Consider the following 23760-nt stretch of genomic DNA (forward strand, 5'->3'; position numbering starts at 1 on the left):
ACTTAATCAAACAAAAATCGACATTGTCGTCCACTTTATTTATAACGTATCCGTCATAGGATGTCAAGGCGTCTTAGTCGGAAATTGCCTTTTTAATTCGGATATCGTCACCCAGGATCAGCATAATCTCATAATTGCTGATCAGTCTGGAAAATATTCTTTCACTATATTCGTTCTGTAATTCATCCAGAGATAAATTGGTAGAAATAATCGTGGATTTCCTGGCAAGAAGCCGTTCGTTGATACACAGAAAAAGCTGTGAAGTAACAAAGGCATTGTTCAGTTCAGTTCCAAGATCATCGATGATCAGCAAATCACAGTCAAGGATATAATGAAACATATTCTCATCGCTGTCATCCATATCATCATTCCCGAAGGTATTGTTCTGAAGGATATCTACCAGATGGAAGGCGGTGAGATAAATAACAGTGTGGGATGTGTTGAGCAGTTCACGGGCAACGCAATTGGTCAAAAATGTCTTGCCGACACCTGTGTCTCCATAAAAAAGAAGATTGCGGGCCTGTTCATCAAAATGGTCAATAAAATCATGGCAGGTATTTAAAACTGCCTGCATATTCTCACGGGGACTGATACCGAGATTGCGGTTTTTGGCGTCAGAATAATAGCGGATATCGAAGGTATCAAAATTCTCGCGTTCAAGAACTTCATGAATATTGGATTGACGGTAAAGCAGATCGACCATAGCCTGTTTGAAGCAGTGACACTTTTCGTCGCCGATGAAGCCGGTGTCATGACAGTCCGGGCAGGTATAGGTTAATGCCAGGTAGTCGGACGGATAACCGGCCTGGGTCATGAGAATCCTCTGCTGATGCTGAAGTGTCTGAATCTGCTGCAGCATATCCTGCAGCTGGACGGCCTGTCCAAGAACTGCGGCACGTGCTCTGTCAGCGTAAAGGGCGGCAATCTGATCTTCAAGGTTACGATAAGCGGGAAGCTTATTGCAGAGCTCTTCATAGCGCAGCGTCTGCTGATGGCGGTGTTCCATCTGGCGGAGATCATATTGACGCATGATGGCCTGATATTGAGAATTCTTTAAGTTCATACTGATGTCTCCTTTTATTTATCGGCGGAACCGTTTTGGATCTTCGCAGCCAGTTTCTTCTCAAGAGCAGCATAATCGTAGCTGCGCTGATTGAAGTTATGAAACTTGTTGGAAGATGGGCGGGACTGCTTGACAGTCATCGGCCGTTTGACAGGGGAAGAGGCCTTCTGGGCGCTGCGCGCTTTGTCAGCAGCCAGTACTTCGGTCATTGTATAGGCACCCAGGGATTTCCAGTTGCTGAGGATCTTATCGGTGTATTCAAAACTTGGTGTATGGACGGCCATCATGGTTCGGCGGCAGGCCTCAAGGATAAGATCGATACTGAAACCGTAAGTGCGTGTCCACTTATTGATATATTCCGCTTCTCCGGCGGCAGGCATGCGTCCGCCAAGACCAAAGGCTTTCAAAACTGCAAAGCAGGCTTTCTGATGGGTCTCGCTCTGAGCACGTGCTTCATCCGCTGTGGTGATATGCAGATCTGCCCAGGATAAAGCGACTTTCTCTATGTAGCGCATATGGGTATGGCCGTTGGATACACAATATTCAAAAAGATATTCTATGAGATCTCTGGAGAAACCGAGTTCATCGTAGAAATAATAGATCGTATTCAGATCCGTGGGACTCAGCGGACGGCCAAGATACTGCTGAATGATAAAAATCAGCTGGGCACCATCATCACTCTCGGAAAAGTGATGGAGTTCCTGGGCAGAATGGGGCTGTCGGTTGTCTGAAGCAGGAGTGGCTGTCGTTAAATTGCTGTTCTGACTGCTGCCGGACTGATGGGAGACAGCTGGTACAGCGATATGCTCAGAATTAACTGCAGAGGAAGATGCCCGGGAGTCTGATGGGGGGATGGAATTGAGGCAGATACTGGCAATGCTGCCGTCACGGTCAAAGGAAAGACGCAGAAGGCCTTCTGATTCCCAGTACTTCAGTGCACGGGTCACATCATTCTCTGTCATAAAAAATATATCAGCGATACCGCTTAAAGAGAGGGCATGATCCGGCTGTGAAAGCCAGCGCAGGAGATAAAGATAAATTTTCAGAAATTCTCCATTGGCCCGCGGCAGATAGTGATCAAAAAAAGCATTCGGTATGATGGTAGCGTCATCGGAATAACTTGCAGATAATGTAATAGGTTTCGGCATAAACCCACCTCCGGGGAAGTAATATTAATTATGAATAGTATAACATAAAGCGTAAAATTTGAGAATAGAGGGACTTTGTGAAGCAATGTGGATAGTTTTGTGGAGAAAATTGTGGATAAAGTGGATAACTGGTGGATAGTCTCCTGAAGTTTTATTTTTGAAATGTCGAAAAAGCCCGTAAAATGCGGTGTTTAGGCGAAAAATAAATAAAGGTTTGGGGACAATTATGTAAACAAAAATATCCACCGGAGTTATCAAGGATTTTTGTTGATAAATCGGTGGATATTGTGGATAACTTTATTTAATGAGCGCTTCTCCTACTAAAACAACGTCTCCGGCTCCCATAGTTATCAACAGGTCGCCGTTGATACATTTTTCACGCAAAAATTTTTCAATCTCTTCAAAGGATGGAAAATAGTAGGCTTCTTTGCCTTTTTCAAGGAGAAGCTTCTGGATATCCTTTGAATGGATGTCACCCGGATCAGTTTCACGGGCAGCATAGATATCTGCCAGAACAATTTTATCAGCCAATGAAAGAGCATCAGCAAATTCGTGGAAGAAAGCCTTGGTACGTGTGTAAGTATGCGGCTGGAAGACACACCAGATCTGGCGATGCGGATACTTCTGTGCCGCAGTCAGTGTGGCTTTGATCTCTGTGGGATGATGTGCATAGTCATCAATGACAGTGACGCCGTTGAATTGTCCTTTATATTCAAAACGGCGGTCAGTTCCTTCGAAAGCCATGAGTCCTTTTTTGATGATATCCATAGGGATATGTAATTCTCTTGCGGCGGCAATGGCAGCCAGGGCATTGGATACATTGTGAATACCGGCAACATTCAGCTGGATGTGGTCGATCTTCTCACCGTAAGCTATCAGGTCAAAACTGCCTTTGGCAAATTCGTCGAAAGCAATATTCTCAGCAGTGTAATCACATGCCGGTTTCAGACCATAAGTGATGATGTGGCATGGCAGACCTTCAGTAATCTCAGTGACGTTGTTGATTTCACCGTTGATAATGAGGATACCCTTCTCATCCAGTTTTTCTGCAAACTTCCTGAAGGAATGACGGATGTCATTGATATCTTTAAAGAAATCCAGATGGTCTTCTTCTATATTAAGGATGATCTCAAGACTTGGATTGAACTTCAGGAAGCTGTTGGTATATTCGCAGGCTTCTGTAATGAAATTGTCGGAATGACCCACGCGGATATTGCCGTGGATTGCTTTCAGAATACCGCCCACACTAATAGTGGGGTCTGTATCAGCAGCCAGAAGAATATGAGACAGCATAGAGGTTGTTGTCGTCTTGCCGTGGGTACCGGAAACGGCGATGGCGTTGGCATAATTGGTCATAATCTGGCCAAGCAGGTCGGCGCGGTCCATCATCGGGATACCGGCTGCTTTGGCAGCGGCAAATTCAGGGTTATCAGGATGGATCGCAGCGGTATAAACAACCACATCGATATCAGGTGTGATATTCTCGGCACGCTGGCCATAGGTAATTTGGATACCAAGAGATTCCAGGTGATCTGTAATGGCAGATTCATGGGCATCGGAGCCGACAACAGTAAAGCCTTTGGCATGCAGAATTTCTGCAAGACCGCTCATGCTGATGCCGCCGATTCCCATAAAGTGAATTTTGACTGGTTTATTGAAATTGATTTGATACATCAGAATCCTTCCTATCTATAAAATAATATTGTTAAAGGGTGTGTAACGGCCGAAAATAGACGTCAATTTACGGGGCGTTTATATCTGTGCAGTTACCTATTGCTATTATAACCGCATTTAATGAAAAATCAAATGAAAATTATGAAAATGTAAATTATGTATTGTATACAAAAAAACTATGTAAAAATTGTTGGAAATTGTCAGAAAAAGGTTGCCTAAAAGCAACTGATGCTATGAGGATTGCATATATTTTCTTTTTTTGTCGTAAATAAATTAGTAAATACTGTTCACTTTTTATATAAATAGTGGTATAATAAGTTCACAAATAACAACAGAGGTGATAGCGTGATTAAGAAAGAAATGATAGCCATGCTTCTTGCCGGAGGGCAGGGCAGCAGACTGGGTGTCCTGACTGCGAATGTGGCAAAACCGGCGGTTGCTTTTGGCGGCAAGTACCGTATTATTGATTTTCCGTTGAGCAATTGTATCAATTCTGGTGTAGATACAGTGGGTGTCCTGACACAGTATAGACATTTACGGCTGAACAGCCATATCGGCATTGGTATTCCTTGGGATCTGGACCGCAATTACGGCGGTGTGACTCTACTACCGCCATATGAGAAGAGTGAGAGCTCAGACTGGTATACAGGAACAGCCAATGCTATTTACCAGAATATGGAATATATTGAGAAGTACAATCCGGAGTATGTGCTGATTCTTGGCGGTGACCATATTTACAAGATGGATTATGAGGTGATGCTGGATTATCACAAGGCGAAGGGCGCAGATGTAACAATCGCCTGCATGCCTGTACCTTGGGCAGAAGCCAGCCGTTTTGGTGTTGTGATTGCCGATGACAATGGCAATATCAAGGATTTCGAGGAGAAACCACCGAAGCCAAGCAGCAATCTGGCCTCCATGGGTATTTATATTTTCAATTGGCCGATACTGAGAGAGGCTTTGATCGCATTGAAGGATCAGCCGGGGTGTGATTTCGGTATGCATGTGATCCCTTATGTACATAACAATACACATAATTGCTATGCCTATGAATTTAATGGTTACTGGAAGGATGTTGGTACCCTTGGTTCCTACTGGCAGGCGAATATGGAACTGATCGATATTATTCCTGAATTTAATCTTTACGAGGAATTCTGGAAGATTTATACGAACAATGATATGATTAAACCGCAGTATTTTGGTGAGAAGGCTGTTGTAGACAGATGTATCATCGGAGAAGGAGCGGAGATTTACGGAGAAGTGAAGAACAGTGTCATCGGAGCAGGCGTTATCATCGAAGAAGGAGCTGTTGTTCATGATTCTATTGTGATGCAGGGAACGGTGATCGGCAACGGTACAACTGTGGACAAGGCAATTATTGCAGAGTCCGTACAGGTAGGTAAGGACTGTCGTCTGGGCATCGGAGAATTTGCTCCGAATGTTTACAATCCGAAGGTTTACGCCTTTGATCTTGTGACAATTGCAGAGAAATCTGTCATTCCGGATCATGTACAAATCGGTAAGAACACAGCGATTGTCGGTGAGACTGTACCGGAGGATTATCCGGACGGACTGCTGGCCAGCGGACAGGTTATTATTAAGGCAGGTGAGATGTAATGAGAGCGATTGGTATTGTTTTAGCAGGCGGAAACAGCAGCAGGATGGATATACTGGCGAATAAGAGAGCCGTTGCAGCTATGCCGATAGCGGGCAGTTACAGGAGCATAGATTTTGCACTGAGCAATATGTCGAACTCTCATATACAGAAGGTCGCTGTATGCACACAGTTTAATGCACGTTCACTGAATCAGCATCTGAATTCCTCCAAGTGGTGGGATTTCGGACGTAAGCAGGGCGGACTTTTTGTCCTGACACCAACTATGACAACTGAGAATAATTCCTGGTACAGAGGTACAGCAGATGCGATGTATCAGAATATTGATTTCCTTCGGGAAAGTCATGAACCTTATGTGATCATTACATCCGGTGATTGTGTTTACAAGATTGATTTCAATAAGATGCTGGAATATCATATCAATAAGAAAGCAGATATTACAGTGGGCTATACAAAACTGGCAGCAGGTCAGGATGATCCGACACGTTTTGGTGTGATGCAGATGGATACCGATGGCCGTGTCCTTGGTTTTGAGGAGAAACCGGTTATCACAGACAATATGACGGTTTCAACAGGTATTTATATTATCAGAAGAAGATTGCTCATTGGACTTTTGGAGAAGGCGAATGCTGAAGAAAGATATGATTTTGTACAGGATATTCTTGTTAGATATCGTGAGACAAAGAAGATCTACGGCTATAAAGTTCCGGGCTACTGGAACAACATTGCAACTGTTGCATCCTATTACAAGACGAATATGGATTTTCTTAAGAAGGATGTGAGAGATTATTTCTTTGGTGGTTATGACAGTATTTATTCCAAAGTTGAAGATTTGCCGCCGGCCAAGTATAATCCGGGGGCGTCTATGAAGAACAGCCTGGCAGCCAGCGGCTGTATTATCAATGGCAAGGTTGAGAATTCACTTCTGTTCCGCAAGGTATATGTGGGGAATAATTGTGTGATCAGAAATTCTATCATACTCAATGACGTTTATATAGGGGACAATACGATCATTGAGAACTGTATTGTGGAAAGTCGTGGAACAATTCGTGCGAATGAAACTTACAGGGGTGAAGACGGCGAGATTAAGATCGTTGTTGAAGAAAACGAGAGATATATAATCTGATAATTAAAAGGCAGCTGCAGGACATGATCAGCTGCGGGAGTATCAGAATAATGGGGGTATACATATGCAGATTACAGACGTAAGAGTCCGCAAGGTGACGAAGGAAGGAAAGATGAAAGCGGTGGTTTCGATTACCATTGACAATGAATTTGTTGTTCATGATATCAAGGTGATTGATGGGGAAAAAGGCCTTTTCATTGCAATGCCGAGCCGTAAGGCTGCAGATGGCGAGTACAGAGATATCGCACATCCGATCAATTCGGATACACGTGAGCGGATTCAGCGTGAGATCCTTGAGAAGTACGAGGAAGCTGCACTGGAAACAGAACAGGAATAAGGGACTGAAGATCCGGAGACATCATCCGGCAGCTCTTATTGATTGAATAGCAGGCTTCAGAAGAAGTAATTTGACACAGGTGTCAATGACCGGTCAAGCTTCTTTTGGGGCCTGTTTTGATGTAAGCATATAAGTGACGGACTGTTGCACAGAAGAATGACTTCCTCTGCAAAACAGATGTAAGTTGACAAAGAAAAGCAAAACTTTTATAGTATAGAAGGAAGTTTTGAGAAAAATAAAAGCAGGGATCAGAAGATTCCGGCTATCAATAAAATACAGAATATGGAGAAAATATATGCATTTGATCGTAGGGTTGGGCAATCCAACAAAACAGTATGAAGGAACAAGACACAATGTGGGATTTGAGACAATTGACAGGATTGCCGCAGAGAATCAGATCCGGGTGGAGGAAAAGAAACACAAAGCACTTTACGGCAGCGGTTATATTGAAGGTGAGAAAGTTATTTTGGCGAAGCCCCAGACATTTATGAATCTCAGCGGGGAAAGTGTCAGAGAATTGGCAGATTATTACAAGATACCTTCGGAGAATATCATTGTTATCTATGATGATATCAGTTTGGAGGTCGGTCAGTTAAGAATCCGTGAAAAAGGCAGTGCCGGCGGACATAATGGTATCAAGAATATTATTTTGCATCTTGGAACAGAAGTATTTCCGCGAATTAAAGTCGGCGTCGGAGAAAAGCCAAAGGGATGGGATCTGGCCGATTATGTGCTGGGACGTTACAGTGCTGAGGACAGAAAGATAATTGATGAGGCACAGAAGGAGGCAGCGGATGCTGTCAAGCTGATGGTGACAGATGATGTCAGAGGGGCTATGAATCGTTACAATACGAAGAAAAAAGCCTGATAAATGAAAGGAGCCAGGGATGAAAGCATTTACACAGCCGTTGCATGATTTAAGTGAATATGAGCAGATTGTCAGCGATCTGGCCGGACATCGGACGCCGATTCATATAGACGGCTGTATCGATTCGCAGAAATGCCATCTCATCAGCAGTATCGGTGAACCTTATCCAGTGAAGCTGATTGTGACTTATAACGAAATCAAGGCAAAAGAAATATATGCGGATTATCAATTCTTTGACCGGAATGTTTTTTACTATCCGGCCAAAGATATTATTTTCTACAATGCGGACATTCACGGTAATCTGATCGTCAGCCAGAGAATGGCTGTTATCAAGCGAATGCTGGAAGGCGAACCGGTGACGGTGATCACTACCATAGATGGACTTTTTGACAGACTGCTTCCTTTGGAAGAGATTGCAAAAAATCGTCTGATTTTTAGGGCGGAAGATGTACTTCCGTTGGAAGCATTGAGCAGAGAGCTGACAGCCATGGGGTTTGAGCGAGTCAGTCAGGTAGAAAGTCCGGGACAGTTTGCGGTCAGAGGCGGTATCCTTGATATATATAATCTGGCAGATGAATGTCCTTATCGCCTGGAGCTTTGGGGCGATGAAATCGATTCGATACGAAGTTTTGATGCAGAAAGTCAGCGCTCCATCGAGCAGGTGGATAAAGTCATCATCTATCCGGCCACGGAATATGTTATGAGTGCTGCTGTTCGTGATAGAGGACTGAAAATGATTGATCAGGATATGAAGCGGCAGGTGAAGCGGCTGAAGGATGGTCAAAATTATGAGACAGCCACGCGGCTGACACAGGTCATTGCTGAATTAAAAGAGAATCTTGAAATCAGCAGTGCATCTTCCGGGATAGACAGTCTGGTACAGTATTTTTACGGACATACGGTTTCCTTCCTGAGCTATTTTGACAGGGATGACAGTCTGATCGTTCTGGATGAACCGGCCCGTGCGGCAGAAAAGGGCGAGGCAGTAACAACAGAATACCGGGAAAGTATGATGGGTAGACTGGAGAAAGGATATGTGCTGCCGGGACAGACAGATGCCATTTATGAGTGCCGCAAAATTCTGGCACAGATGGGCAGCCAGCGGACGGTCTTACTCAGTACGCTTTCCTATAAGTCAGCACATATTGCGGTAAAGAATAAATACAGCATGATGGCCAGCAGTATGCATACGTATCGCGGAGATTTTCAGCTGTTGGTGAAAGAACTGACTGGGTGGAAAAACAGCGGCTACCGGTTGATTCTCGTCTGCCGTTCGGAGACGAGAGGACGGCGTCTTGTAAAAGATCTGGCGGAGTATGACCTGACAGCATTTTATTCAGATGACAGGGATAGAGTGCCGGAGCCTGGTGAAATTATGATCATTCATGGCAGCCTGCACAAAGGAATCCAGTATCCGATGATCAAGTTTGCGATTATCGCAGAGTCGGATATGTTTGGTGAGGACAAGAAGAAGCGCCGGAAGCGTCGCCAGTCATCATCGGATAGCGAGCGTGTCCGGAGTTTCAAAGAGTTGTCTGTAGGTGATTATGTTGTTCATGAAGGACATGGTGTCGGCATTTATCGTGGTATAGAGAATGTTGAAGTTGACGGGGTGTCCAAAGATTATATCAAGATTGAATATGGCGGAGGCGGAAGCCTGTACATTCTGGCAACTAACCTTGATATGATTCAGAAATATGCAGATAAGGACACCAAACAGGTCAAGGTCAATAAGATGAGCGGGCCGGAGTGGACAAGGACAAAGACGAAGGTCAAAGGCGCTGTCAAAGAGTTGGCGATGGATCTGGTGAAACTGTATGCGGCACGTCAGGAAGCAGAAGGATACGTCTGCGGACCGGATACTGTCTGGCAGAGGGAGTTTGAGGAAATGTTTCCTTACGAGGAGACCCAGGATCAGCTGGATGCCATAGCGGCTGCCAAGCGGGATATGGAGAGCACGAAAATCATGGATCGTCTGGTCTGCGGAGATGTGGGCTTCGGCAAAACAGAAGTGGCGATCCGGGCAGCTTTTAAGATGGTTCAGGAAGGCCGTCAGTGTGCGGTGCTTGTACCTACAACGATTTTGGCCCAGCAGCATTACAATACATTTTGTCAGCGTATGAAAGAGTATCCGATAAATATTGGTCTGCTGTCAAGGTTCAGAACAAGAGCTGAACAGAAAAAGACTCTGGAGGATCTGAAGGCCGGACGTGTGGATATTATCATTGGTACACATCGGTTATTGTCCAAAGATGTGGAATTCAAGAATCTGGGATTGCTGGTGGTAGATGAAGAACAGCGTTTTGGTGTGACGCACAAGGAGAAAATCAAAAAAATCAAGGAAAATGTAGATGTCCTGACATTGACGGCTACGCCGATTCCGAGAACGATGCATATGAGTCTGATCGGCATCCGTGATATGAGCCTTCTGGAAGAAGCACCTGTGGATCGTCAGCCGATCCAGACATACGTCATGGAATATAATGATGAGATGGTCAGGGAGGCGATATTAAGAGAAATGGCAAGGGGCGGACAGGTTTATTATGTGTATAACAGAGTCAATGGCATTGAGGAAATTGCCGCAAATCTTGCAGAGCTGGTGCCGGATGCAGTTGTCGCTTATGCCCATGGACAGATGAGTGAGCGTGAACTGGAGAAAATCATGTATCAGTTTATTAACGGTGAAATTGATGTTCTCGTTTCAACAACGATCATAGAAACCGGCCTCGACATTTCCAATGCCAATACTATGATTATCCATGATGCGGATAATCTTGGGCTTTCACAGCTGTATCAGCTCAGAGGCCGTGTGGGAAGGTCAAATAGAACATCTTATGCCTTTTTGATGTATAAACGGGACAAACTGTTAAAAGAAGTGGCAGAAAAACGTCTGTCCGCTATCAGGGAATTTACAGAACTGGGTTCCGGTTACCGGATTGCCATGCGTGATCTGGAGATTCGCGGTGCAGGTAGTCTTCTCGGAGAAAAACAGAGCGGCCATATGGAGGCAGTTGGGTACGATCTTTATTGTAAGATGCTCAATCGGGCGGTTATGGAGGCAAAAGGAGAAAAAATCCAGGAAGACTTTGAGACATCTGTGGATATTGACATTGATGCCTTTATTCCGGTTTCTTATATTAAGAATGAATTCCAGAAACTGGATATGTATAAGAGGATCGCTTCAATACAGAATGTAGAAGAATATGGGGAAATGCTGGATGAACTGATTGACCGTTTTGGTGAACTTCCGAAACCGGCAGCCAATCTTTTGCTGGTGGCTCTGATTCGGGCTGAAGCCCATGCGGCAGGCGTGGTGCAGCTGGTGCATAAGGAAAAAGAAACGAGAATTTATATGCATGAGCGTGCGGATGTGGATGTGGCTGCCATACCGGATTTTCTGGCGGTATACGGCAAAAGAATGAAGTTTAAATCAACGGCAAAAAATCCGTATTTTCTAATTGATATGAAGGGATTTAAGGAACATGAACTTCTGATGGAAGAAAAACAACTGGTGGAAAATATGCTGCGGATACTCTGCCATCGGGAAATAGAATCATAAAAAAACAGTTCGGGGATTGATTCAAAGCCTCGAATGGTGTACAATAAATCATTATGATATAGATGAATCCCGGCAGTTAAGATGCCGAATAATTAGTGGTTCATTATACAAAATCAGGTAAGGAGAAGGACAGAATGGCTAGAAAGAAAAAAAATGATTTCTGGGATGATGTGGAAGAAGTGGAAGCTTCTGAGACTCAGTCTGAGGATGATTCAACTGCAAGTACAGCAGCAGATGAAGAATGGTCAGCAGTGAAGAGCCTGCCGTTGAAGGTGATCATGCGATTCCTGCTTATGATATCCTGTCTGGTTGCATTGGTATCCGCATATGTGGCTTACGCATATGTGGACGACCGATATGCGGGCGGCAGCTACAGCACAGATTTCTTTGACAGCAGAAGTTTTGCAGAAGAATATAATAAAAGCATGGATCAGCTGCTTCAGCTTGTTCAGGCGATGGAGGCCGATCCCTCTGTGACGCAGGCTGGCAATGAAGAATTGCTGACAACACTGGTAGAGAATTATATGGGTAAGGATTCTAATTTCTCATTTATGATTCTTGACAGTGATAAGTATCGTATCGCAGCAAGCGGTGATGATGCCAAGGAACGTATTGAAGGAAGCAATCATTACGTTGCTTTGTCCAATACTGATGGACAGACAACTGTTCAGAGTCCTATCGCGGGTAAGCTGCTGAACAAAGATGAGTGGACCGAGAAGCTTGCAGCAGCAAGTAACAAATATATTATCTATTCAGCTGTTGACAATGAACTTGCTCAGCAGGATTCCTTCTATAAGGCAGAACAGTCTTTTGAGAAGATGGGTGAGTATTTTGGCATGGCAAGATTTATCGGCATTATTGCAGCGGTGATCTTTGTTATCTGTCTGATTTTCTGTATCATGTCAACGGGTATGAAACGTGGTTATGACGGCGTCTGCCTGACATGGTGGGACAAGGTCTTTACTGAAATTGCACTGGTTGTGATGATTGCAGTGGCAGCGGCACTTGTGATGGTGATCCGCAGATTGCTGAAGATGGATGGTGATATGTACCGCTATGGTGCAGCCGGACTTGCGGTTGTGACCTATGGCTGGATCATTCGTTCTTATTTCAGTATTGTCAGACGTATCAAAGCAGGACGTCTGCTGAGATGTTCTATCATCGGAACGATTGTAGGCGGTATTGCACACGGTATCGGCAAACTGCCGTCTCCATTGAATGTGATCGTCGGAGCGATTGTTCTGATTGCCATCAACGGCGGATTGATATATGGTGTTATTTTCCTGAGACAGTATACTGTTAAGGGTATTCCAATTATGTTTATTGCTGCACCAGTTGTTTTTATTATTGAACTTCTGGCACTGCTTGTACATAATGGCGGCAGTGATGAAGATGAGGAAGAAATAGAGAGTGATTCTGATACAGCGGATGTGAATGCAGCTAAGAGTGCAGGAGAAGGTGAACATTCAGATATTCATAAAGAGCCTGTACAGGGTGAGACAATGGATTGGGAAGCACTGGATCTTGGTAAGGCCATTGCGGAAGCAGAGAAACAGCAGTCTTCTAATGAGCCTTCGAAGGATATTCTTCAGGAAGAGACAGTGATGAATATTCAGACTTCTGTACCGGGATTTGGCAGTGAACGTGTGAATGCTTCTCAGAAGACAGAAATCCTTTCTGTAGAGGATGTAGAGAAGGCTCTTCGTGCTTCGGGCCTGACACCGGATATTCATGAACCGGGAACAGACAGCATCCACCGTATTGAGGTTCCGGCTGATGATGAGACACCGACGGGAGAGACCCTGGTTGCAAAGCCTGTGGAAGAGGAGAAGGCGGATGCAGAGTTGTCAGAGAATGTCAGTGAACAGGCAGTTATACAGCAGCCGGTTTTGGATGCTGTTGATGAAGGCAGAGTTAATTTCGTTCAACTCAACAAGGATGTCCGTAAGGAATTTAGATCAGCATTGAAGATCAGAGGTGTGGGTGTTACAGTACGTGCACCGGAGAAACCGGTGATTATCGATATTGACCGCAATAGCCTGAAGATGATCATTACAGATATCTTTACACAGATTGAGCGTTTCACAGCAGACAATGCAAGAGCTTATGTGGAAGTTTACAGACAGGACGGCAAGGTTGTCTACATTGTCAAGATTCCTGTAGCGGAAGAGAAGTTATCAGAAGCTCAGATGGCAGCAGCCGGTGACAACAGCTTTGACAATGCAAGAAAGATTGTTGAAGCCAATGCAGGACGTTTCGTTGTTACCCTTGACAATGGCGTACTGAAAGTCGGCATGATGATTGACGCTGCTGAATAAGCAGCAGAACAGACATATGGAATTTTAATAAAAATGGGATTCGCAAAGAGCCATTCGATACAGAAAAGCTCTTTGCGGATCCCATTTTTATGATTCATGGATGATAGTTGATTTTAATCCTCTTCAATTACCTGTATCTCCAGATAATCAAAGTCGATACTGTCAATGAAATTATCCTGTGTAAATCTTGTTTTGCTGTGACGTTTGAAGTCACGGATATTTATATCGAGCCAGATGGGTTCGGAAAGGTCAAAAGTCTGGCAGATTTCTGTAACGGCCTGAAATATTTTAGATGTTCGGGATTCTTCGGAATCATTGCAGACTACGATATCATTGGTCATGCGATTGTGAAGAAATGTCTTTCCCCATAAACGGAACATAAATAAGTACCTCCTGTATGAACATCATAGCGGTAACCTGTGCAGATGTCAATTGAAAACTGCAATTTCACGCCGCCAGTTTTTGGAATGCGGTGGATTTTCACGGTTATTTATGGTATGATTATCATCGGGAAATTTCGACATTTCACAAAGGAGTACGAAATGGAAAGATATATATATATCAATTATGCATATGAAGATTATCGGCTTGTACAGAGAATTATCGAGGATATTGAGAAGACGGGTGTGAAAGTTTATCATGGCAGCGGCAGTGAGGAGAGAGTGGCAGGCAGTGTGTGTGTTATTCATTTCTGGACACCGGCAGCTCATACATCCAGGAGCTATAGAAAAGTCATGAATTATACATTGAAGCATGAATTGGATACCATGCTGTTTCATCTGGATGGGGTACAGATGGCATCAGAATTGGATGTTCAGCTGGATGTACTGCATGCATTGTTTAAGTATAAGTATCAGATGATGAGCCAGAAGGCGAAAACAGCTGATGTAGCTGCATCCGTGGAAGTTAAGAGTGAAGCAGAGGCAGGAGCTGAAGAATTGTCAATAAAACCGGAGAATGTAACAATAAAAGCTGAAGCTGCGGCAGCTGTTAAATCTGCGGAAGAACCGGTTGAAGCTGCAAAATCAACAGCGGAGGAACCAATGGCAAAAGAAGCCCGGGTGAGAACAGAAAATATTGATGAGACACAGAAAAAGCAGTTACAGCAGCAGGAGACAGAAAAAACTGCTGAACTACTTACCACAAGAGATGATTTATTTGCCGAGGGTATGCGTATCCTTGAAACAGGCACCACAAGAGAAGACGGTGTAAAGGCGTTCAAGTACCTGAGACAGGCGGCCAGCCAGGGACATACAGAAGCACAGTATCAGCTCAGTGTCTGCTATGACAGAGGTATCGGTGTCAGAAAGAGTATTATTGAGGCAGCCAAGTGGTGTCAGATGGCGGCATTCGGCGGTCATGCCAAGGCACAGAGTGAGATCGGTTACTGCTACGAATACGGACAGGGTGTTGTCCGCAACATCAAAGAGGCTGTCAGCTGGTATGAGATGGCATCAGCTCAGGGGAATATCCAGGCCAAGAATAATCTTGCGTTCTGCTATCAGAAGGGCAGAGGTGTACATAAGGATGTCAAAGAGGCAATTCGACTTTATGAAGAAGCAGCAGCAGGCGGTCATGCCAGTGCACAGTATAATCTGGGTTACTGTTACTGGTATGGTGAAGGTGTGAAGACAGACAAGAACAGAGCCATTGAACTGTTTAAACAGTCTGCGGATAACGGCAATGCCAAGGCTGCTCAGATGCTGAAGATACTCAGTCAGCATTTATTTATGAAGTAAGCTGACTGGCAGGAAAAAGATCAATGAACATTATCATCAGTCTTTTTGAGAGTATCATAGATGGGGCGATTGACTGGATAATCAATCAATGTGAGAAAGAGTTTAGGAACAGGAGGAAGAACAATGGAGAACACAAAAATGCCAAAGAGTGAAGTACTGACACCGGATGAAGCGTTGGTGGCAGATTTTATAAAGACGAGAACAAAGAAAGTGCTGGATGATATTCAGAAGCTTTCAAAAGAGCAGAATAACGATTTGTCTCAGTGGGCAGAAAGCTTTGCCTATCTGGCGAGAACATACGGCAGAGATTCCGATGAAACATTTAAATGGTTCAAATATTATTTCAGGGAAGGGCTGATCCCGGCAAATGTAGCACTGCCGCTTGTTGTTCAGATTTATCTGGACAGCAGTGTGGACGGCGGTTTTGTCAATACATTTGCCAGGGCTTTCAAACAGGAACCGGAAGAAGATAAAAAGCAGAGAATCAAAGGGATGAAAAAAGAACTGGCGGAATATCTGGATGATGAGGGTCATTTGATTGTGTACCGAGGCAGTTTTGAACGTCCTTTCGGCAGAGAAGAAGATGCCAGCAGAGTGATCGAGAAGGGCTTTGCCTTCAGTCTGGACAGAGAAGTTGCGAAAAATTATGCTGTATGCTGGTTCCCTGAAACTGCAAAGATTTATGAAGTGAAAGCGCCGCTTTCAGATGTTGCCTGGTATTGCAATTATGATGAAGAGAAGACAGTCATTTTGCTGCCTCAGAATAAGGGCGGACAGTGGACAGTTGCTTCTGAAGAGGTTGTGCCGAAGTCAGAATATGGTTCGGATTCTGAAAAAGCCGTTGCTGTGCAGGCATATGCAGCAACTTTCAAGAGAAAATAAGCAGGCTGCAAAAGATAAAGAGAATTAGGACCATGAAGTTTTTGAGAGATATCACGGAGTTTATTTTCCTTGAAGATCTGCCGGAGAAGGCAGATCTGATCATTGTACCCGGGAATACATGGCCGCAGCCTGCAAGGAGAGCTGCGGCATTATATCATGAGGGAATGGCACCTTATATCGTTGTGTCCGGCAGGTACAGCAAAGGGCAGCAGACGTTTGCGGGAGCAGCCTGCGAAGGTGATCGCTACAAAGGAGCTTATATGACGGAGGCAGATTTCCTGACGGATGTGCTTATACGGGAGGGAGTGCCGGAGACGGCGGTTTTGCAGGAACGGAAAGCGGAATTTACCCTTGAGAATGCAAGATATATCAGAAGATTGCTGGAAGAGAAGAAGATGACAGTGAAGAAAGCACTGATCTGCTGTCAGGCTTTTCATGCCAGAAGATGCAGGATGTATTTTGAGTATGTTTTTCAGGATACAGATGTAGAATTTCTGATGTGCCCGGCAGTTACACAGGGAATCAGCCGCTGTAGCTGGATGGAAAGTCAGAAAGGGCTGGATACAGTTTTGGGTGAACTGAGACGATGCGGTGAACAATTTGCATGGATGTGCGGTCATCAGGATAGGAATGGTGTTCCTGTGCCGGAACGCAATGTGCATCAGAACTTGTGAGAAAATCATCAATGACAGACAGGAGAAAAAAGTGGACAATTATATTTTGATGAATGATATGGTGCAGGCCCATGAGGAACGAATGATGCATCTGAAGCGTTATTATCCATTTTTCAGATTAATGGACAGCGGACTGTCTCAGTACAGAGACGGCGCGTATGAACGCCTGGATATGTCGTATATTGTCCTTGCTGTCCTGCGTTTTTTTATTGAGGCGAATCATTTTCATGATCAGCCGGTATATTATGAGGATTACAGACAGTTCATGGCAAAGCTTTTGGTGAGAGATTTTGATTTCACCGAAGAAGAGGCAGAGAATGATGAATTGTATCAGTATATTTTTGATAAATTATGCAACGAGGGACGACCATTTGAACTGAACTATTATGACCCGGCCGCCCATCAGCAGAAAATGCTGCGAGTACGTCTGATTGAGAGTGAATTAAAGGATCAGCAGGTACTCTACAGAATTTCATCTGATGCGGTGGCTTTTTATCTTGATACGAAGGAAGTGCGGGAGGAAAGTCATATCAGTGTAGCCCAGCTGCTGCTTGAGAAAATGATCAAAGCTCAGAATTTTAAAGGTGGTCTGGAGGTCATCGGACGGATCAATATGGAAGTGGGACGCCTGATGGAGGAGCGCCATGAGATACAGACGCTTTTAAACCGGCATGTAACAGAGGGCTTGAAGGCGCTTGAAAATTATCATGATCGTCTGATGAAATGGTTCAGTGAGGAGCAGAGATTATTTGCATCAAATATGGCATTGTCAGCCAGGGCAGTGCAGAAAATGGAGGCAGACCGCATCACCGGGGAGGCGGCAGAAGAAGTCCATCGGCTGGATACGGCATTGAAAAATGCAATGAAGCGCCATGAGGAATTGATGCATGCATATATGCAGATGCAGAAGGCCGGAGATGAAGCACTTGCCAAGGCGAAGCGGACACGTTTCCGGCCGGCGGTTGATCTGATAGATGTCGGACAGCGGATGATCAAAGCAGATGATCCGGAACTTCTTACCCATCTGGTATTGCCGCTGATGGCTCCGAAGATCAGGAAAACCTTTCCGGTCTCCAGAGTGGATGATCTGCTCCTTTATAAACCGGAGGAATCTTCAGCCGGTGAGCCGGTGGAAAAAGGCAGGGAACAGATGTATGTCTATGAGGATGAAGTGGCAGAAGAGCGCATGAAAGATAATTTCGGCTATCTTTTAAGGGTGCTTTTGGATCAGTTAAAGCAAAAAAAAGAAGTCACACTGGCGCAGTTAAACTATCTTTATGCCATGAAATTTCCGGACCAGGTATTGGAGAACGGAGATTATTATGCATTCCTTGTGCATTTGAGTCAGAAGGAGCGGTATGATCTGGATACAATCAAAGAACATCCTGATACATTTCTTGAGGAGACCATGTCAGAGTTCCTGAAGGTGAATCCGGGATATGAAGGGTTGAAATTCAGGCTGAATTACCTTCCTGATGAGACGATTTCAATTCTGGAACGGTTTGAAATGAGCAATATTCGATTTGAAAGGACGGAAGAATAATGGATCACAGAAATCTGGATAAGGCAATGGAGATATTTGCCTGCCTGATTACAGGCGAGACGGTGGGCAAAGACAATCACAGAGATCTTTATGATGCTTACAGCAGCCAGGCGGAGGTTTATGATATTCTGGATGCAGTTTTGAAGAAATCCAATCTCCGGCTTTATGAATATCGCAATACGTTGTATGTCACTGCCGGGGATGAAAACAGAGTATTTGGTTATACCAATGATGAACTGAAAAAGGCGATTGGACTTCGATTGAACAGGGAACTGTTTTTGGCGTATCTGATTATTTACGATGTGATGATACTGTTTTATGAGACAACCTCAGGTGAGGCAGCGTTGGCTTATGTGAAGACAGACATGGTGATCGAGAGCACGACATCACTGCTTTCAGGGGTGATGGCAAGACTTGAGAGTATTGTTCAGAATGATATAGAGGAGAATAGTTTCAGAACATTGGCTTTATTGTGGGATGAACTTCCGCTGATGGCAGAAAATGATGATATCTCTACTTTGAAGGCGGCCAGAGGTTCCAAAACAGGTTTTATTAAGCTGGTTTTTAATTTTCTGATAAGTCAGGACCTTTTTGCAGAATCAGCTGGCAAATATTATATTACAGACAGAATGAGGGCACTGATCGAGAATTATTATGACAGCTGCAAAGGACGGTTGTATGAAGTAATCGAACAGAGCTGCCGGGGGAATACGGAGGAGGTTGAGAAGAATGCCGCATATTAACAGAGTACGTGTCAATAATGTGCGTTACAATTTCGGTACACAGTTTTATGACGATTTTATTATGCGTTTTGACTGCAAAAATGTACTGTACGATCTGGCCAATGGCGGAGGCAAAAGTGTTCTTTTGCTGCTCTTGCTCCAGAACCTGATTCCGAATTGTACGCTGGATGATAAACAGCCGGTAGAAAAGTTATTCCGGGGCAGTAATGGCAGTACGGTGATTCATTCACTGATCGAGTGGAAGCTGGATGATTATCTGGTGAAAGATGATTATCGCTATATGCTGACGGGCTTCTGTGCAAGAAAAGCCAAAGAGGATGAAAGCCAGAATGCGGCAAAGGATGCAGCGGCCATCGAATATTTTAATTATGTGATTTTTTACAGACATTACAATGACAATGATATTGTGAATCTGCCCCTCAGCGACGGAAAAGAGAGAATTACCTGGCCGGGATTGAAGAACTATATCAGAAATCTTTCCAGAAAAGATTACCAGCTGCAGGTGCATTTATTTGAACGTAAAGGTGAATACCAGCACTTTATCAGTCAGTATGGGCTTTATGAGAGTGAATGGGAGATTATCCGCGGCATCAATAAGACAGAAGGTCATGTACGTACATACTTTGAGAGCCATTATAGAACAACACGAAAAGTGGTGGAGGATCTGCTGATTGAAGAAATCATTCAGAAAGCTTTTATGGCACGGACATCGGAACAGACAGAAAATGGCGATAATATGGCACTGATGGCGGATACACTGTATCAGATCAAGGATCAGCTGACAGAACTGACTCGTAAAAAAGCGGAGATTGGGCAGTATGACAAACAGCAGGAAGTGATGCAAAGCCTCGGCGCACGGATCCGGACACTGGACCAGATGTATGGCGAGGAAACGGCATTGCGGATGGATATTGCCAGATCATGGCAGTCTGTGCTGCTTCGAAGTAAGGCGAAAACAAGAGATCTTTCGTCAGCCAGGAAAGAACAGGAGCTGGCAAAGAGCCGTATGGAAGACTATGCCCGCAAGCTGGAAACCGTCAAGATCCAATCAAGTAAAGAACAGCTGGCTTATCTTGAAAAAGAAGCTGACAGATGTCAGACAGAGCTTGAGAAACTGCAGCTGCAGCAGGCTGTGGGACGAGATGATCTCAATCTCAGGGAGAGCATGAATGATTATCTGGAATATCTGGAGGAACAGCAAAAATATCAGGCTGTGGACAGTACCATCAGGCACAGTGCTGATGGACAGAAAGATCAGTTAGCACAGCTTCATGCCTATACTTCTGAGTGGCAGAAGCGTTATCACAGACAGCTTCATGTTTTAGATGAGCGGATTGCTGCAGGACACAGCAGAATGGAGACGATTCAGGAACAGCTTGATGAATTGACGGCATTGGAGCGGGATACGGACAGGATGCTGGCGGTGTTAGAGCATCAGGCTCAGGAGAATAGCCGAAAAGAAAAGGATTACCTGAAAGAGTTCAAAGAACTGAGAGAAGAGGCAGGTCTTCTTGTTGTTGAGGAAGTAGAAAAAGAAATCCGGGAACAAAAACGAAAACTGGAAGAAACAGAAGAAAAAATGCTACGGCTGAAAGAAGAGGAGAAAACAGCAGAAGAGGAGAAAAATGCACAGCAGATCCGTGCCTCACAGATAGAGCAGGAGGCAATCCGTGTCCGGGAGCAGATCAGGGACGGCAGTGAGTTTATGGAGGCATGGCAGCAACAGTATGACCGGATGACAGGACTTCTGAAGGTGTACCGTGCAGAAGGTGCCGTTCAGTTGAAGGAAGCACTTTTTGACTGTTACAGAAAGCTGATCTGTGATATTGAAGACAGACAGAGAAAAGAGAAGGCACTCAGGGAGAAAATCCGTCAGCTGGAGGAGGGTGGTCTGCTGAATGTTCCGGAGGATGTTCAGAACTTTATGGACTATATCCGGACCTGCCATGGTGTGACCTGTGTTTATGGGGCCCAGTATCTTCAGGAAGCAGAAGAAACAGAACGGTGCGGACTTTTAGAAAGGATCCCGTTTCTGCCTTATGCGGTTATTTTGAAGGATGGTTTTTCAAAAGTAGCGGCGGATGTACTTTTAAAGGAAAAGGATTTTGGTGAGCATGCGATTCCTGTACTCAGTCTGGAAGTGCTGCTTTCTGAGGATGAACCGGCAGATAGGAATAAAGTACTTTTTGCAGGAAAAGGCAGCAGTTTTTATCTGGATGAGAAGATGCGCAGGAAAATCTGCGCACAGAGCCGTGAGCAGGTGGAAGAGCTTGAAAAATTATTGAAAAGAATGCAGGATCAGCTGGGAACCTATGAAAAAGATATGGAAGCTGTCAGCAGTTTTCTATTGGTTTATGATAGTAAAAAGGATGAACAGCAGAAACTTCTCCGGGAAAATCAGAAAAAAGAACTGGCACTTCTGGAAGAACAGAAGGCAGTCAGAGGGCAGATGCAGAAACTGACAGGGCAATTATCAGAAAATTCTGTGCAGATAGAAAAAACTGAAAATAAAATACAGCTGCTTCAGCATCAGTATAATGTGTTGGAAAATCTGCGCCGGGTCAATGATGCATTAACGGAAATTAAAACTCTGGCAGAGGATATTGACAAGCGGCATGTACAGCTCCTGGCCAGAAAGCAGGATGAGGCCGAAAACTTTGCAATGCTTCAGTCCGAAATGCAGGGACAGAGACAGGTATGTGATCATACCGTTGGTGCAAAAGAACAACTCATGAAAGATTGGGATGAGAATTGGAAGATTTATGCCGTGGAAACGGAAAATCAGGCAGAAGACGGTCAGAGATCAGATGAAGATGTGTCAAATTTTGCAGATCAGACAGATGATGCACTGAAGGCTTCTTTTTATGGAATCAGGGATGCTTATGAGAAGGAGCATATGGATCTGGATGACAAAAAACAGCTAATGGAAAGCTATGCAAGATCCATGGAGCGTCTTGTAAAGAGCATAACAGACCGAAATCTTCCGATAGAGCGCATGGAAAAGCTGCGTACAGAGGGACAGCTTTTCTGCACGGAAGCAGATGTGATCGGAGGAATCCGCCATAAGCTGGAGGAGATGACTCAGCGAGCGGATGCAATGCAACAGCAACTGACATCTATTGAGGCAGATAAGAACCGTCTTTTTGGCAGTGTCACACAGGCAGTCAATGTAATTGAAGAAAAATACGGTGCTTATAAAGAGGTTGCATTAAATGACCAGAGCTATGAATCATATGTTGAAAATATGCGGCAGCTCTATGACGGGGCAGCTGAAACGTACCGCACATCCACAGGTAAAAGTGAGCGTCTGACGAAGGAATTGTATGCACTGGAGGGACTTAGACATGACATTGAGCGTTTGATGAAAATGTGTCATACAGAGGGAAATATGACGACAAAAACCTGGGATGACCAGGTGAGCCTGAAACGTAAGTATGAGGAGCTTCTGAATCGTTATGAGCAGATGCAGGCACAGTATTTTGCAAAAAGGGATGCCTTTGAAAAGGATAAGGCAAAGGCTGTTTCGGAATTGCAGCAGCTTGGGGCGGAAGGGCTGGCTGCGGAGCTGCGGGATCATCTGAGCCTTCCGGACAGTGCACAGGCGGCAGGCCATGTAATGAAGGAAATTGATGAGACAATCGCATTAATCGGCATAGAAAAGGAACGTGTCAGCAAGAATATGGAGGACCTCGTCAGCATCAAAGAAAGTTTTGAAAGCCAGTGCCTGCAAATTTGCCAAAATATCCGTATGGAACTGGATAAGCTGCCGAAAATGTCAACCATCGTTATGGAAGGCGAGCAGATACAAATGGTGGGACTGACGATCCCTTATATCAAAGAAAGCTTTTATAAAGAAAAGATGTCAGTGTATATTGATGATATTGTTCAACGGTCGGATGCATTGGGCTCTCAGGAAGAAAAGATACGTTTCATTCGTCAGCAGCTGGCCTGGAAAAGGTTGTTCTCTGTTATTGTCACGGATATGAATGCGATTCGTCTGACACTGTATAAGAGAGAACGAATTTCCAGCCAGAGCAGGTACCTCAAATATGAAGAAGCTGTGGGCAGTACAGGACAGTCCCAGGGTATTTATATTCAGTTTCTGATTGCAGTGATCCACTATATTTCTGCCATTCATGCGGGGACTGCTTCCGGTGAGAGGCTCAAAAAGGTCCTGTTTATTGATAATCCATTTGGTGCAGCCAAAGATATTTATATCTGGGAGCCGATTTTTGCTTTGCTGAAAACAAATGATGTTCAGCTGATCGTTCCTGCCAGAGGTGCGACACCGGCCATTACCGGCAAATTTGATGTGAATTATGTTCTTGGACAGAAGCTGATGAATCATCGTCAGCAGACGATTGTCGTGGATTATCATTCCAATGTAACGATTGACGAAATGGAGTATGTGAAGATCAATTATGAGCAGGAAGTTTTTGACTTTGTTTAGTGCGTCGGTTGTCAAGTTTTT

The 23760-nt window shown here is 44.4% G+C and carries 17 protein-coding genes; 13 read left to right on the forward strand and 4 right to left on the reverse strand.

Annotated elements, in window-relative coordinates; translation table 11 throughout:
• Positions 1-73: 73 nt before the first annotated feature.
• The 3 genes from HED67_RS04860 to murC form a co-directional block, all read right to left on the reverse strand.
• Positions 74-1063, reverse strand: coding sequence for an ATP-binding protein (locus tag HED67_RS04860; RefSeq protein WP_221717688.1), 990 nt, complete (start codon positions 1061-1063; stop codon positions 74-76).
• A gap of 14 nt (positions 1064-1077) precedes the next feature.
• Positions 1078-2211 (reverse strand): DnaD domain protein, encoded by a 1134-nt coding sequence (locus HED67_RS04865; protein ID WP_221717689.1) that lies wholly within the window; start codon positions 2209-2211, stop codon positions 1078-1080.
• 297 nt (positions 2212-2508) lie between these two features.
• Complete coding sequence (gene murC / locus HED67_RS04870; protein WP_221717690.1) at positions 2509-3885, reverse strand: UDP-N-acetylmuramate--L-alanine ligase; 1377 nt, start codon at positions 3883-3885, stop codon at positions 2509-2511.
• Positions 3886-4230: 345 nt separating this feature from the next.
• On the opposite strand from murC, the gene HED67_RS04875 reads away from it, so the two are divergent.
• The 6 genes from HED67_RS04875 (at position 4231) to HED67_RS04900 (ending at position 13708) form a co-directional block, all read left to right on the forward strand.
• Entirely contained in the window at positions 4231-5502 is a 1272-nt protein-coding gene (locus HED67_RS04875) for a glucose-1-phosphate adenylyltransferase (protein ID WP_178441367.1), read from the forward strand.
• Positions 5502-6626 (forward strand): glucose-1-phosphate adenylyltransferase subunit GlgD, encoded by a 1125-nt coding sequence (gene glgD / locus HED67_RS04880; protein WP_178441366.1) that lies wholly within the window; start codon positions 5502-5504, stop codon positions 6624-6626. Before HED67_RS04875 ends, glgD begins: the two co-directional genes overlap by 1 nt.
• Before the next feature lie 64 nt (positions 6627-6690).
• A complete protein-coding gene (gene spoVG, locus HED67_RS04885) occupies positions 6691-6963 on the forward strand; it encodes a septation regulator SpoVG (protein ID WP_178441365.1) in 273 nt (90 codons plus the stop codon).
• 295 nt (positions 6964-7258) lie between these two features.
• Complete coding sequence (gene pth, locus HED67_RS04890) at positions 7259-7831, forward strand: aminoacyl-tRNA hydrolase (RefSeq protein ID WP_221717691.1); 573 nt, start codon at positions 7259-7261, stop codon at positions 7829-7831.
• Between the two features lie 19 nt (positions 7832-7850).
• Positions 7851-11390 carry a transcription-repair coupling factor gene (mfd, locus tag HED67_RS04895; RefSeq protein ID WP_221717692.1) on the forward strand — a complete coding sequence of 1180 codons (3540 nt, stop codon included), beginning with the start codon at positions 7851-7853 and terminating at the stop codon, positions 11388-11390.
• A 134-nt stretch (positions 11391-11524) separates the two neighbouring features.
• Complete coding sequence (locus HED67_RS04900; RefSeq protein WP_221717693.1) at positions 11525-13708, forward strand: MATE family efflux transporter; 2184 nt, start codon at positions 11525-11527, stop codon at positions 13706-13708.
• Positions 13709-13821: 113 nt separating this feature from the next.
• On the opposite strand, the gene HED67_RS04905 is transcribed toward HED67_RS04900, so the two are convergent.
• A complete protein-coding gene (locus tag HED67_RS04905; protein ID WP_178441361.1) occupies positions 13822-14088 on the reverse strand; it encodes a hypothetical protein in 267 nt (88 codons plus the stop codon).
• Between the two features lie 162 nt (positions 14089-14250).
• On the opposite strand from HED67_RS04905, the gene HED67_RS04910 reads away from it, so the two are divergent.
• Genes HED67_RS04910 through HED67_RS04935 form a run of 7 tightly spaced genes read left to right on the forward strand, consistent with a single transcriptional unit; the run spans position 14251 to position 23739 of the window.
• On the forward strand, positions 14251-15447 hold the full coding sequence (locus tag HED67_RS04910) for a tetratricopeptide repeat protein (RefSeq protein WP_221717694.1): 1197 nt from the start codon (positions 14251-14253) through the stop codon (positions 15445-15447).
• A gap of 23 nt (positions 15448-15470) precedes the next feature.
• Entirely contained in the window at positions 15471-15599 is a 129-nt protein-coding gene (locus HED67_RS17205; protein ID WP_260702695.1) for a hypothetical protein, read from the forward strand.
• Complete coding sequence (locus HED67_RS04915; RefSeq protein ID WP_215631707.1) at positions 15571-16329, forward strand: hypothetical protein; 759 nt, start codon at positions 15571-15573, stop codon at positions 16327-16329. The genes HED67_RS17205 and HED67_RS04915 overlap by 29 nt, the downstream gene beginning before the upstream one ends.
• Positions 16330-16361: 32 nt before the next feature.
• Positions 16362-17003, forward strand: coding sequence for a YdcF family protein (locus HED67_RS04920; RefSeq protein WP_221717695.1), 642 nt, complete (start codon positions 16362-16364; stop codon positions 17001-17003).
• Positions 17004-17034: 31 nt separating this feature from the next.
• Entirely contained in the window at positions 17035-18546 is a 1512-nt protein-coding gene (locus tag HED67_RS04925) for a hypothetical protein (protein ID WP_178441357.1), read from the forward strand.
• Positions 18546-19289, forward strand: a complete 744-nt coding sequence (locus HED67_RS04930; protein ID WP_178441356.1) for a DUF6063 family protein — start codon at positions 18546-18548, stop codon at positions 19287-19289. Before HED67_RS04925 ends, HED67_RS04930 begins: the two co-directional genes overlap by 1 nt.
• Positions 19276-23739, forward strand: coding sequence for a hypothetical protein (locus HED67_RS04935; protein WP_221717696.1), 4464 nt, complete (start codon positions 19276-19278; stop codon positions 23737-23739). The genes HED67_RS04930 and HED67_RS04935 overlap by 14 nt, the downstream gene beginning before the upstream one ends.
• The last annotated feature ends 21 nt before the right edge of the window (positions 23740-23760 follow it).

Source organism: Pseudocoprococcus catus, assembly GCF_019734885.1.
GTDB classification, from domain to species: Bacteria; Bacillota; Clostridia; order Lachnospirales; family Lachnospiraceae; genus Coprococcus_A; species Coprococcus_A catus.